The 13,721-nt window shown below is 60.7% G+C and carries 11 protein-coding genes and 1 CRISPR repeat array (1 of these 12 only partly in view); of the genes, 3 read left to right on the top strand and 8 right to left on the bottom strand.

Annotation, left to right across the window (positions count from 1 at the left end; all coding sequences use genetic code 11):
- Positions 1-19: 19 nt before the first annotated feature.
- From ABID44_RS07490 to ABID44_RS07525, 8 genes are all read right to left on the bottom strand, one after another.
- The gene (locus ABID44_RS07490; RefSeq protein ID WP_354151077.1) at positions 20-1,780 is read right to left on the bottom strand and encodes an ABC transporter ATP-binding protein; all 1,761 of its coding nucleotides are present in this window, start codon (positions 1,778-1,780) and stop codon (positions 20-22) included.
- 303 nt (positions 1,781-2,083) lie between these two features.
- Positions 2,084-3,484, bottom strand: a complete 1,401-nt coding sequence (locus tag ABID44_RS07495) for an MmgE/PrpD family protein (RefSeq protein WP_354151078.1) — start codon at positions 3,482-3,484, stop codon at positions 2,084-2,086.
- A 114-nt stretch (positions 3,485-3,598) separates the two neighbouring features.
- Positions 3,599-4,945, bottom strand: a complete 1,347-nt coding sequence (locus ABID44_RS07500; RefSeq protein WP_354151079.1) for a class-II fumarase/aspartase family protein — start codon at positions 4,943-4,945, stop codon at positions 3,599-3,601.
- A 48-nt stretch (positions 4,946-4,993) separates the two neighbouring features.
- Complete coding sequence (locus ABID44_RS07505) at positions 4,994-5,635, bottom strand: amino acid ABC transporter permease (RefSeq protein ID WP_354151080.1); 642 nt, start codon at positions 5,633-5,635, stop codon at positions 4,994-4,996.
- Positions 5,632-6,402, bottom strand: coding sequence for an amino acid ABC transporter permease (locus tag ABID44_RS07510; RefSeq protein WP_354151081.1), 771 nt, complete (start codon positions 6,400-6,402; stop codon positions 5,632-5,634). The genes ABID44_RS07505 and ABID44_RS07510 overlap by 4 nt, the downstream gene beginning before the upstream one ends.
- Before the next feature lie 18 nt (positions 6,403-6,420).
- Positions 6,421-7,278 carry a transporter substrate-binding domain-containing protein gene (locus ABID44_RS07515; protein WP_354151082.1) on the bottom strand — a complete coding sequence of 286 codons (858 nt, stop codon included), beginning with the start codon at positions 7,276-7,278 and terminating at the stop codon, positions 6,421-6,423.
- Positions 7,279-7,305: 27 nt separating this feature from the next.
- Entirely contained in the window at positions 7,306-8,037 is a 732-nt protein-coding gene (locus ABID44_RS07520) for an amino acid ABC transporter ATP-binding protein (protein WP_354151259.1), read from the bottom strand.
- Between the two features lie 192 nt (positions 8,038-8,229).
- A complete protein-coding gene (locus tag ABID44_RS07525; protein WP_354151083.1) occupies positions 8,230-8,952 on the bottom strand; it encodes a GntR family transcriptional regulator in 723 nt (240 codons plus the stop codon).
- A gap of 491 nt (positions 8,953-9,443) precedes the next feature.
- On the opposite strand from ABID44_RS07525, the gene ABID44_RS07530 reads away from it, so the two are divergent.
- From ABID44_RS07530 to ABID44_RS07540, 3 genes are all read left to right on the top strand, one after another.
- Positions 9,444-10,952, top strand: a complete 1,509-nt coding sequence (locus ABID44_RS07530) for a CoA-acylating methylmalonate-semialdehyde dehydrogenase (protein WP_354151084.1) — start codon at positions 9,444-9,446, stop codon at positions 10,950-10,952.
- Between the two features lie 115 nt (positions 10,953-11,067).
- A complete protein-coding gene (locus tag ABID44_RS07535; protein WP_354151085.1) occupies positions 11,068-12,711 on the top strand; it encodes a tetratricopeptide repeat protein in 1,644 nt (547 codons plus the stop codon).
- Between the two features lie 15 nt (positions 12,712-12,726).
- A complete protein-coding gene (locus ABID44_RS07540; protein WP_354151086.1) occupies positions 12,727-12,879 on the top strand; it encodes a hypothetical protein in 153 nt (50 codons plus the stop codon).
- Between the two features lie 186 nt (positions 12,880-13,065).
- Positions 13,066-13,721: a CRISPR direct-repeat array (repeat unit 31 nt; unit sequence GTTTCGATCCACGCTCCCGTGAGGGAGCGAC) (it continues 2,056 nt past the right edge of the window).

The following is a 13,721-nucleotide window of genomic DNA, read 5'->3' on the forward strand; positions in this document are numbered from 1 at the left end:
CACACCGCATCCTGACGCATTACCTGCACTGTGTTTTCTCCAGATTGCTTGCCGTCGCGCCGGCTTGCACGGCATGCAGGTCGCGATAGCGGCCGCCCTCGCGCGCAAGCAACTCTGCATGGCTCCCCTCTTCGACGATGCTGCCGTCCTCAACGACCATGATGCGGTCGGCATTGGCGATGGTGGCGAGGCGATGGGCGATGACCAGGGTGGTGCGGCCTGCCGACAGATCGGCCAATGACTGCTGGATCGCGCGCTCGGTCTCGGTGTCGAGCGCCGAGGTCGCCTCGTCGAGGATAAGGATCGGCGGGTTCCTCAGGAAGATACGGGCGATAGCCAGCCGCTGCTTCTGCCCACCCGACAGCTTGACCCCACGTTCGCCGACGATGGTGTCCATGCCTTCGGGGAGAGAGGCGATCACATCGTCCAGCCGTGCGCGACGGGCGGCGTCGAGGATTTCCGCTTCCGTGGCGTCGAGCCTTCCATAGGCGATGTTCTCGCGGATCGTGCCGGCGAACAGGAAGACGTCCTGCTGCACGATGCCGATATTGGAGCGCAGCGAATTCAGCGTCATGTCCCTGATGTCGACGCCGTCAATGCTGATCGCGCCGCCAGTCACCTCGTAGAAGCGCGGCAGCAGCGAGCAGATCGTCGTCTTGCCAGCGCCGGACGAGCCGACGAAAGCGATGGTCTCACCGGGCCGGATGCTGAAGTCAATATCGAACAGGATCGGCCGGCCGGTGCGATAGGCAAAGCGAACATGGCGGTATTCAATTTCGCCATGCAGGCGATCGACCGTTTTCGCCGAAGGCTTGTCTTCGATGTCCGGCCGCGTGTCGAGAAATTCGGCATAGCGCTGAAAGCCCGCAATGCCCTTCGGATAGGTGTCGATGATCGAGTTGATCTTGTCGATGGGGCGGAAGAACACGTTCACCAGCAGCAGGAAGCCGACGAAGCCGCCCGCGGTCAACTCGCCGCGCACGACGAACCACGCGCCCGCCAGCATGACGATGACCTGGACGAAGCGCATCGACAGATAGGACAATGACAGGGAAGCCGCCATGATCCTGTAGGCTTCTAGCTTTGTCGTGAGATAGTTGCGGTTGTTTTCCGCAAACAGTTTGCGTTCGTGGTCCTCGTTGGCGAAGGCCTGCACCACGCGGATGCCGCCGACATTCTCCTCGATGCGGGCGTTGAACTCTCCGATCCGACCGTAGAGCGCGCGCCAGGTGGCGGTCATCCGCTTACCGTAGAGCGTGGTCACGATCATGGTGACAGGAACGATCGTCGCTGTGATCAGCGCCAGCGGCACATGCACCCACAGCATCAGCAGGAAGGCTCCGACCAGCGTCATCAGGGCGATGAACAGGTCTTCCGGGCCATGATGGGCAACTTCGCCGATTTCTTCGAGATCCTTGGTCAGCCTTGCCACGAGATGGCCGGTCTTCTGGTTGTCGAAGAAGCCGAAGGAAAGCTTTTGCAGATGGTCGAAAGCTTTGCGCCGCATCTCCGTCTCGATCCTCAGGCCAAGCATATGGCCCCAATAGGTGACGATGACCTGCAGTGCGGCATTGAACAGATAGATGAGGAACAGGCCGACAGTGGCCAGCGCGATCACACTGAGCTGGCCGGTTGGAAGCAGCCGGTCGATGAACAGCGTCACCGCGACGGGAAACGCCAGTTCCAGCAGGCCCGCTGCAACCGCGCTGCCGAAATCGAGCGCGAACAGGCCGCGATGCGGGCGGTAATAGGTGGCGAAGCGTTTGAGCAGATGAGTCATGGCCCCGCTTCTTTCCCGAACGAAGGGATATGTCCAGTCGCATGACTTGCACAGCCGCATAGCATCCAGTCTGCCGTCCTTTCGGTACGATCAGCGGTGTGGCGGATATCGGGTCGCCGATAATGACGGAAGGCGGCCTGAACGCATCTTCGATCAGCGGTTCGGTGACGGTGTTCAATGGCCCACCCTCCGCGACGACCCCTCGGATCCAGCCGGCGGTCCGAATCTTCTTGTGATAGTGCTCATCCGGCCAGTTGTGGAAGAACCCGACCCTTCGGTTGTCGCACCCCTGGCCTCAGCCAGTCATTTCGGCGGGAGCGAAGAAAATCCGCCGAAACGGTCCGTCTCCAGGACATCCCGGATTTCCCGCTCCAGCACGGCCACGTCCGCACCGGGACACCCGAACTCGACGCAATCCCGGAACTTTCGTGAAATTTCTTCCCGGGAGAACGGCGCTCCCCAATGGCCTTTCGGGTTGTCCACACGCTCCGACAGCACGTTCCCGGAACGAAGCTCTACACAGACGACGGCATATCCTTCGTACCAATCAGGCTTTCCGACCTGCGGCGCCGGGTGTTCGGAAACTTCTATCCGGCGCATCAGCGCCTGCAGGGCCTCGCTTTCCAATATCCCCTCGCCGAAATCCGCAGGACCGAGCATTCGGCCGTGCGCCAATGCGCCTAGCACATACTCGGCGCTGAACTTGCACTCGAGTGCGGCAGTTGGCTGGCTGTGGATGAGCGGCGCTTTCCCCTGCGGTTCGACGGCAACGCGGATGCGCACAATGTCGTCGGGTTGAACGGCCGTGCGCGCCTTGATGTTCGCCATGGCGTCGCACATGCGATGGAGATTGTAGCAGATCGCGTAATTCTTGAGGCTGACGCCATGGCGCGAAGGCGTCCATGCATCGCGCAGGCTGCGCGCCACCTGGTCCAGACGCTGCCGTCCGTCGAACAAGGCATAGTAACCCAAAGGACCCTCGAGCATCGAGGGATTGGCTTCGAAACCGGCCTGGGCGAGTTTAACGGCGACGACAGCGTTGCGAGCGGCAAACCCCGCATGAAACGGCTTCGTCATCGTGCCGAAGTTCTGGCGGCTGCCCCCAGCCATGGAGCCGGCCAGCCCCAGCGCATGTCGCGTCTGGTTCAGGCTCAGGCTAAGCAATCTCGCCGCCGCGCATGTCGCCGCCACGACCCCGACGGTCGATGTCGAGTGCCAGCCGCGCGCATAATGATCATCGATCGTCATTCCGTCCGCGATGGCCACAGCGGCGCGAACGCCAACCACATAAGCTTCGGCCAAAGCTTGGCCGCTGGAACCAGTCTGTTCGCCGAGAGCCAGAAGAACCGGCCAGATGGTCGCGGCGAGGTGACCCCTCATCGACTCATTGGTGTCGTCGTAGTCCATTGCGTGCGCGGTCGCACCGTTGACCATGGCCGCCGTTTCGGCGTCCGCTCGGCAACCGCTTGTCCAGATAGTCGAGCCACCTGGGCCCGCGCCGCCCGGGTGCGTCCTGGCGAGGATTCCAACCAGTTCGGAGTTCCGGGCAGCAAGCGCAACGCCGATCGTGTCGAGGAGCGTGTCCCGGGCCTGCCGGGCCGCCTCCGCCGTCAGGTGATGAGCGACGTCTCCGAGCGCGTATCCGGCGAGCGTCGCCGTTACAGCGTGATCCGCCCTGGCGGATGTTTCAGTACCACAAACCAAGTCTTCTTCTCCGGGCAGGCGTCAGGCGGCGAGCGGAAGTGGCGATCCTTTTTCTTCCGCCCACCGGGTTCTGGAATGCTGGAGGCCGTTCGCCCCCAGCATTCGACCGCAGCTTCAGCAGGCCCGGCCGGCCTCATTGCGCGCGACATCCACCGCAACGCCGAGATAAGATGAGGGGTCCATCAGCGACTGAAGCTGCTCCTTGCTCAGATGGGCGCTGACGCTTTCATTCGCGCTCAGAACGTCGAGGATCGGAATGCGCCTCTCATGGGCGAGCATGAAGCACTCGTGCAGCACATCATGCGCGTTGTGCCGGCCGAGGAAGGAAGCCAGGGCGCGCATCATCGGCTCTCCCGCCACCTCGGCGACGATGTTGGCGCGCATCCGCTCGCGGTCCACCTCAAGTCCCTCGACCAGGTAGGTCAGGTTGCCTATCTGGCCGTCGAGCAAGAGGAAAACCTCAGGCACAATACGCGAGTCGATCTGCCAGCGGGAATCGTCCCGCTCATGTTCGGTCGCCATCAGTTCCATAGCCAGACCGGCCTGTGCGCGCAGCATCAGTCCCGCCGATAGAACACCCTCGGCGATGCTCGGGTTGCGCTTCTGGGGCATAGTGCTGCTGCCAACCTGTTCAGGCCCGTGCGGTTCGTGAACCTCGGCCAATTCGGTCTTCTGGAGAACGGCCAGTTCATGGCCGATACGCCCGAGGGACGAACCGAGCAGGATCATGCCAGACAACATTTCGCCGAGACGGTCGCGGGCGGCCTGCCACGAGACCGGATCCCAGCCCAGCCCCAGATCGGCGGCTACCTTCTGAGCCACCTCCGTCCCCTTCGGGCCCATATAGGCGGATGTGCCGACCGCGCCAACGATACTGACGACGAACACACGCTCGCACATCGCCTTGAGCCTGGCCCTGCCACGGCGAATTTCCGAGAGCCAGTTGGCGACCTTGAAGCCAAAAGTGATCGGCAGCGCCTGCTGACCATGGGTGCGCCCCGCCATCACTGTTTCGGCCTCGCGCGCGCACAGCGCCGCCAGAGCCGCTTCGAGCGTCTCAAGCCCTTCCAGGATCATCGACATCGCTTCCCTGGAGCGCAGCATGGCGCCGGTGTCGATGATGTCCTGTGTCGTCGCGCCCCAGTGAAGATATTGCCCTGCATCGTCCGGACAGGCGTCGCGGAACTGATTGATGAACGGCATCAACTGATGAAGCGTCGCGGTGACGCCGTGCCGCATGGCGACCATGTCGAACACATGGGATTTGCCGGTTTCCTCGATCGCCGTCGCTGCTTCTGCGGGGATCAATCCGACGGCCGCCTGGGCTCGCGCAAGCGCGACCTCGGTCCTGACCCAACCGCCAACCATGTCGAGATCGGAGAACTTCCGGCGCATTGAAGCCCTGGACCACAGATCTTCGAACAGCGGACTGCTGAGCGTGTAACCTTCTTCTTCCTTCACAATAAACTCCATGATGATCTTGAAGTGAGAACGACCTGATAGGAATGACTAAATGTCACTTCTAAGCTCGTATTTTCTGGCCACGAAGCTGAGTGCGAAGCAGATGCAAAAATACACGACTGCAGCGAACATCAGTAATTCGAACGGATGAACAAGAACGCGGGAATTTGTGATGCTCACCCTCGTGTAGAATTCCTGCACGCCGATCACGGAAACAAGCGAGGTTTCCTTGATAAGCATGATGAATTCCGATGACAGGGACGGCATCATGCGGCGGATCGCCTGAGGCAGCACAACATGGAGGGTGGTCTGAAGATAGCTCAGCCCGCTCGCACGCGCCGCTTCGACATGCCCAGGATGCACGCCGAGGATACCGCTTCGGATGATCTCCGCCACATAAACGCTTGTGAAGACCACCAGTGCAATGCATCCCGAAACAAACGCCGATACATTGTAGCCAAGTTCCGTCATCAGGAAGTATGTGAAGAAGATGAACAACAGCAGCGGAACGCTTCTGACGAGTTCGATGAAGACCTTGGCCACAAGCCGCGCCGGCAAATATGGCGAGAGGCGCAGAGTCGCCAGTATGCAGCCAAGCAAAAAGCTGCCGACGATGCCTACCAGAGCCAGCGCGAACGTATAGCGCAGACCGGCAAGCATGTACTCCCAGTTGTTCAGGATCGCGCTCATGCCGCCCACGCCTCAAGCCATGATTTCAGTGAGTGGGGCCGGTTCGAATGACGGACATATCCCCATCGGTGGTCGAGATAGTTGGCCAGCGCATTGAACCCTGAACTGACGACCGTGCAAAGCACCACGAAGGTAGCCACCGCTGTCCCCATGACGAGGAAAACCTCGAAAGTGCGCGATGTGAGCGTGTAGGCCTGGAAGACCAGATCCGGGACACCGATGACCAGCACGATGCTGGTGTTCTTGGTTACTCCGACATAATGGTTGATCAGCGCCGGCAGGGACATTCTGTAAGCCTGCGGCAAGATGATGCGAACCATCGTTGTCAGGTAGCCAAGCCCGCTGGCCCTGGCCGCCTCATATTGCCCCCGGGGGACAGACTGGAGACCCGAGCGAATGGCCTCGGCAATATATGCGCTGCGATAGACGATCAGGGCGCACGCACCGGCGATGAACTCAATGCTGTAGAGGGATGTCAGCGGCGAGACGAGCCACTGGACCGCCGACAGTCCGAACACGCCGAAATACCAGAACGCCAGTTGGACCAGCACCGGCACGTTGCGGATGAATTCGACCAGAGCCGTCAGCGTAATGCGCAGGGGACGCAGGGCGGGTGACTTCGACACCCGCCCGACTGCGATCAGGCTGCCGATTAACGTTGAAAAGACAATGGCGAAAAAAGCGAGTTGCACGGTGATCCAAAGGCCGGATGCAAACAGCGCTCGACCTTCGGGTCCAAAAACAACGTTCCAGTTGACGGAGCCCATATCAAATCGTCCAGGTGCTTATTTCGGCCAGACTTCGACCTGATAGGTCTTCGCGTAGAGGTCGCTCCACCATTTCCTGAAGATGGTTTCGTAGGTGCCATCCTCAACCATTTCCATCAGTGTGAAGTTCAGATGGTCTCGAACCAGGGCGTCGCCCTGACGCACACCGAATGCGAAGGGTGAGTTGCCGATACCGTCCTCGCCGACCACCTTCAACGAAACCCCGGCTTCCTTGGCCGCGGCCACAGCGGAGCCGAGCGATCCGGCTGTATCGAAGGCTGCATCCGCCCGACCCTGCTGGACGGCGAGATAGACGTCGGCCCAGTCTTTCATCTCCAGAACGCGCGCCTGCGGGTTCATCTGCTTCATCATCTGCGACTGGATCGAGCCCTGCGCGAGAGCCACCGTCTTACCGCCCAGGTCGGCGATGGTGTTGATGGCCGAATCCATAGGCACCATCAGCTTCATAGATTCAGCAATGTAGGTGACCGAGTAGTCGATCTTTTCGTCGCGCTCGCGCGTGTGAACGATCGAGGCGGCGATGAAATCGACCTTGGACGTGGTCAGGTTGGCGATGCGATTGGCGCTTGTCACCGGCTGAAGTTCGATCTCGACCCCCCAGCGCTTGGCGATTTCCGTGGCCAGGTCAATGTCAAAGCCAACGGGCGTGTCCTGACCCTGCGGGACGAAGCCATAAGGGATCGTATCGTACTTGACGCCTACGACGACCTTGCCGTTGCTTTCGATATTCTGCCAGGTAACCGCCGAAGGATCGACGTCGCTCTTCTGCTGCTCAGAAGAGGAACAGGCCGAGACGAACATCGCCAGACCACAAACACCTGCGACTGAAAGCAGGTCCCTCTTATTTATGGGCATTTCTTATCTCCTCCAACTATTGATGTTCTAATGAAGTACACTGGATAGAAACTGCCGCGCCCTTGGGTCGCGGGGGTTTGCGAAGAGCTCTTCCGGCTTGCCGAACTCCACAATTTTCCCTCCATCCATGAAGACGACCTGGTCAGCCACCTGCTTGGCGAAACCAAGCTCATGCGTAACCACCACCATCGTCATTCCATCCCGAGCCAGGTCGACCATGACGTCGAGCACTTCTCCGATCATCTCGGGATCGAGAGCACTGGTTGGCTCATCGAAAAGCATTACCTTCGGGTCCATCGCCAGAGCTCGCGCGATTGCCACGCGCTGCTGCTGGCCGCCCGAAAGCTGCGCCGGATGCTTGTTGGCCTGATCTGCGATCTTGACGCGATCGAGCAGCTCAAGCGCCCGTTTTTCCGCGGCGGCAGCCGTCATGCCCTTCACCTTTCGCGGAGCGAGGGTGATGTTTTGCATGATCGTCATGTGCGGGTAGAGATTGAACTGCTGGAAGACCATTCCCAGAGACGAGCGCAACTTGTTCATGTTGGTCTTCTTGTCGAACACATCGACGCCATTGACGGAAACAGAGCCGCCATCGATCGTCTCCAGCCCGTTGATGCACCGGATGAGCGTGCTCTTACCGGAACCCGACGGGCCGATAATCACGGTGACAGCCTTTTCGGCCATGCTGTGGCTGACATCCTTGAGCGCATGGAACGCCCCATAGAACTTGGATACATTCGTTATGACTATGCCGCTCATGGTTGCGGTCTCCTCTGATCCGGACACGACGGGCGCGCCCTGCTGTTCTTCCGCCCCGCCTGCTCCCAGATCGCTCAACCGCAATCGGGCACGGGTCCAAATTCCGCGGAAAGTCCGTGAATTCGCGGCCGGCGCGCGCACTGGAGTCAGAAACTGGACGGTTCTGGCGTTCCGCCCCCCTCTTTCATTATGTCAGGTCTCCCGGCGGTCTCGCCGTCTCGTGCGACCGTCCGGCTCGACTTCCTGCTCCTCGGCCTTGTCGCCGAAGACGCTCGCCAGAATGCTCTTGCCGGCCCATTCGATCATCTCGTAGACGACCGCCCCCGCGCGCTCGCCATCCCGCGCCGCAAACGCATCCAGAATGACGCGGTGGGCGGCGAGCGAACGTTCGATCCGTCCGGGAATCTTGAAACCGACGTAGCGGTAGCGGATCGTCTGCTTGCCGAGAAACTCCACGACCATGCGCAGTCGCATGATGTCGGCGACGTCGAGCACCATATCGTCGAATTTTTGCGACAGGGCGCTGAACTCGACCACGTCTCCGCGCGCCGCGACCCGCTCCATGTCGGCGACGATGGCCCGGAACACCTTCAGATGCTCGTCCGTCATATTGGCCGTCCCATAGATGTAGGCCAGCTCAAAGAGGTGCTTGCGCAGAATGTAGATTTCCTCGACATCGCGGCGATTGAGCAGCGCGACATGCGCGCCACGACGCGGGATGATCTCCACCAGCCTCGCCGTCTCGAGAATGCGGAGCACCTCGCGGAACGACCCTCTGCTGATGCCGAACTTCTCAGCCCACTCCTCTTCGGCCAGGCGCGCACCGGGGTTGAGGCGCCCCTCAATGATCTCCCGCTCCAGATGCTGCGCGGCGATCGCGGCCACCGAACGCGGCAATTCGGGAATTGCCGCCATATCTCTGGATCCTGATTTAGATTTACTCACAACCGCCCTCCGCACATAGCAAATCTGCCGCCCCTGGAAACGGGACCGCTCCGAAAGAAGACATGAGAGGGAATCAAACCTCTTTCATGCCCGCTCATCGACATAGTCGCCGGAACGATCCGCCGCAGTCCTGAAAATCTGCCCCCTCGAACCGGCAGCATCACCCGTATCCCCGATCTGCTTGGCATTCTCAAGAAAAGCGATCCTTGTATAATTGTCAACAATTAATTGTTATGATAGGCCACATTCATTCGACGGCGGGGAGGCGTGGGGAGGACTTGTCCGAACGAGCATGAGGAAGGCGCCGCGCGTATGCAGGCGATCTGCGCTCGGCCTGTGTTTCACGACGAAGGTGGGGAGATGGACAGCCATGTCGCCGCCATATGTCGGAAGCGAACGCCATCATCGACCTGTGGCGTCGCGCCGAGGCCGGTAATTTTTAAGTGAAGAGGAAACTTGAAATGAACATCGTTCAACATTTCGTCGACGGCGAAATCTGGGGTGGCTCGGCCACACGCACCGCCGACATCTTCAACCCCGCCACCGGCATGGTCACCGGCAAGGTCGAGCTTGCCAGCGCCACCGACGTCGCACACGTCGTCGCCATCGCCAAGAACGCGCAGGTTCGGTGGGGCGCTCAGCCGCCCGCGAAACGCGCGGCCGTCATGTTCGCATTCCGCGATCTGCTCGTGCGCCACACCGACGAACTGGCTGAACTGCTGTCGCGCGAGCATGGCAAGACCCTGCCTGACGCGCGGGGTGAAATCGCACGCGGTATCGAGGTCGTCGAGTTTGTCTGCGGCATCCCGCATCTCCTGAAGGGCGAATATTCCGAACAGGTTGCAACGCAGGTGGACAGTTTCTCCGTTCGCCAACCTCTCGGAGTTGTCGCCGGCGTCACGCCGTTCAATTTTCCCGCCATGGTGCCCCTGTGGATGTATCCGGTTTCGATTGCGTGCGGGAACGCCTTCGTACTCAAGCCGTCGGAGCGCGACCCGTCGGTGGTGATCCGTATCGCGCAACTCTTTCACGAGGCTGGACTGCCGGCGGGCGTGTTCAATGTCGTCAACGGTGATAAGGAAGCGGTCGACGCCATCCTCGACCACCCGGACGTCGATGCGGTCAGCTTTGTCGGCTCCACTGCGATCGGCCACTACATCTACAGCCGCGGGGCCGCTAACGGAAAGCGTGTCCAGGCGCTTTGCGGCGCGAAGAATCACCTGGTGGTCATGCCCGACGCCGACATGGACAAGGTCGCCGATGCGCTGATCGGATCGGCTTACGGTTCTGCGGGTGAGCGGTGCATGGCGATTTCGATCGCCGTTCCGGTGGGCGAAAAGACGGCTGACCGGCTGGTGGAAGTTCTGGCCCCGCGAGTAGCAGCGCTAACCGTCGCCCCGTATGACGATCCAGCCTCCGACATGGGGCCGGTCATCTCTCGCCAGAGCCTCGACCGGATTCTGGGCTATATCGGGGAAGGCGAGCGCGCTGGCGCAAAGCTGGTCGTCGACGGCCGCAACGTGAAGCTGCAAGGCTATGAAAACGGCTACTTCCTCGGCGGATGCCTGTTCGACCATGTCAAGCCGGACATGTCGATCTATCGGGACGAGATTTTCGGACCGGTCCTGTCCGTCCTGCGCGCCCAGTCCTATGAAGAGGCCGTGACCCTGATCAACGATCACGAATATGGCAACGGGACGTCGATCTTCACCCGCGACGGCGACACCGCACGCGACTTCTTCTCCCGCGTTCGCATCGGCATGGTCGGCGTCAACGTGCCCATTCCGGTGCCGGTGGCCTATCACTCCTTTGGAGGCTGGAAGCGGTCTCTGTTCGGAGACCACCACATTCACGGCATGGAGGGCGTGCGCTTCAACACCCGCCTCAAGACAATGACGACCCGCTGGCCGAGCGGCATCAAGGAAGGCGCGGTCTTCAACTTTCATTCCGGCAGCGACACACAGGCCTGACTTGCGGGGTTTCCCGTCTTGGTCGGCGGGAAACCCCAGCTCCGGAGCGGCCAGGAACCGGCGGAGCGAAACGGACAGAAACAAATCTCAAACGGTCATGCAACGGAGAGACGACATGGCATCCGACTATTTCGATCTCGGCGCTTATCAGGTCGCGATCACCACGTCTTCGCCGGAGACGAAACTGTGGTTCAATCGTGGCCTTGTGCTCTGCTACGCCTTCAACCATCAGGAAGCCTATGAATGCTTCAATCTCGCGCTCGCGGGCGATCCTCATTGCGCGCTGGCCTACTGGGGCAAGGCTTTCGTGCTGGGCTGCAACTACAACAAGCCCTGGGTCGCCTTCGATCCGGATGATGCGGCTCGCTCGATCAGCGAAGCGTTCGAGGCGACGCAGAAGGCCATGGAATTGCGCGAGGGAACCTCGCAGTTCGAGCGCCTGCTGATCGAAGCGCTGCCCTACAGATATCAGTGCGGCTCCCCGCGTGAGGATCTGGAAAAGTGGAACGACGACTTCGCGACCGCGATGCGCAAGGCCTATGCCCAGCTTCCCGACAATCTGGAGATCGCCACCATCTTCGCGGAAGCGATGATGAACCGTACGCCCTGGCAGCTTTGGGACATCAATGCCGGGACGATAGCTGCCGGAGCCGACACCGAGGAAATCCTCAGCGTGCTGGAAAAGGCCATGCATTCAGGCGGAATGACCCATCCCGGCATTTTGCACCTGTATATTCATGCAATGGAGATGTCACCCACCCCTGAAGCCGCGCTGCCGGCGGCCAATGCGCTGCGCAACCTGGTTCCGGATGCCGGCCACCTCAACCATATGCCGAGCCACATCGACGTCCTTGTCGGAGACTACCTTTCCGCGATCGACGCCAACACCGCCGGCATCGAGGCCGACAGCAAGTTCCTCGCGAAGCGGGGGCCGCTCAATTTCTATTCGCTCTATCGCTGCCACAACTACCACTTCAAGATCTATGGCGCGATGTTCGCCGGGCAATATGAAACGGCGATAAGCACTGCGAACGCCATGCTCACGACTTTGCCGGAGGATTTGCTTCGGGTGGAATCCCCACCGATGGCCGACTGGCTGGAGGGCTTCGTCTCCGTCAAGCAGCATGTGATGGTCCGCTTCGGTCGCTGGAGCGAGATCATCGCCCAGAAATTGCCGGAGGATCAGAATCTGTTCAGCGTCACGACGACGATGATCTGGTATGCCAAGGCGGTCGCCCATGGCGTCCTCGGCAATGTCGAGGAGGCCAAGGCTTGCGCGGCAGAGTTCGACGCTGCGCTGTCGCGGGTTCAGGAGAGCCGCTACCTGTTCAACAACCGCTGCATCGACATTCTGGCGGTCGCCCGCGAGATGATGCTGGGCGAGATCACCTATCGCGAGCAGCACTACACGCAGGCTTTCGAACATCTGCGCAACGCTGTCGCGCTCGACGACGCCCTGCCCTATGACGAGCCGTGGGGCTGGATGCAGCCGGCGCGTCACGCGCTCGGCGCGCTGATGCTCGAACAGGGGCGCGTCGAGGAATCGATGGCTGTCTACGAGGCCGATCTCGGACTGAACGACTCGCTGCCCCGGGCCTGCCAGCACCCCGACAACATATGGAGCCTGAAGGGTTATCAGGAATGCCTCCAGAAACTTGGCCGCGCCGCAGAAGCGGAAGCGGTGCGCGCCAAGGTCGAGAAACTGGAGAAGACAAGTGACGTCTCGATCAAGTTCTCCTGCTTTTGCCGGAAGAAGTGACGAGGGGGCGGCTGCATGTGCCTCTGCACAGGGACGCTCATCCCCGACACATCTGCCGCATCCGAAGACGGGACAGGCGGCGGCCGCCATGACATGGCGCTCTATCTGGTCATCGTCGCGGTGCTGGCCGTCAACCTGACGGCCTCCATCGCCTATGTCGCCTTCTGACCAATTGTGATTTTTCGCGGGATGAGGGCTCTGGCCTAAATTTGCTGCAATTTCTGCTGATTTCTGGCCATTGGCATGGAGGTTTCAACGATGGTCCAGAGATTTCCGCGCTCACGATTGGTGGCTGACGGTTTTGCGAAGGAGCGATCTGCGGCCTACTCATTGGCTTGACCCCTGCCGCAGATCGTTTCGATCCACGCTCCCGAGAGGGAGCGACCGAAAACAACACCTTAAAGTTAACGCTTTGTTTATGCTTCGATCCACACTCCCGTGAGGGAGCGACCAGCACGGCATTGTTGATCATGCCGAGGCCACCCTTGTTTCGATCCACGCTCCCGTGAGGGAGCGACCCGTCAGCGCCCGTGATCATCCCGGCTTCGATGCGGTTTCGATCCACGCTCCCGTGAGGGAGCGACGACCTCTTGGCTGATCGGTTAGGCGTGACGCACGAGTTTCGATCCACGCTCCCGTGAGGGAGCGACATACTTTTCGCGCCACCCCTCGACAAAGTACCGGCAGTTTCGATCCACGCTCCCGTGAGGGAGCGACGCCGCGCCGCCAGCACGTCATCCAGCGTGGCGGCGTTTCGATCCACGCTCCCGTGAGAGAGCGACCACTCCAATCGCCGACAACCAGTCCGCCTTGCTGTTTCGATCCACGCTCCCGTGAGGGAGCGACTCGTCAACGGACCCTTGCCTCGCGGCATGGTCCTGTTTCGATCCACGCTTCCGTGAGGGAGCGACGCCGTATCGCGCGCGGTGTGGTGCGCTATGTGCTGGTTTCGATCCACGCTCCCGTGAGGGAGCGACGTGGTGATTCATCTTGTCACCGCAGGGTGGGAG

Origin of the sequence: Aquamicrobium ahrensii (assembly GCF_040545755.1) — a bacterium.
Lineage (GTDB): Bacteria > Pseudomonadota > Alphaproteobacteria > Rhizobiales > Rhizobiaceae > Mesorhizobium > Mesorhizobium ahrensii.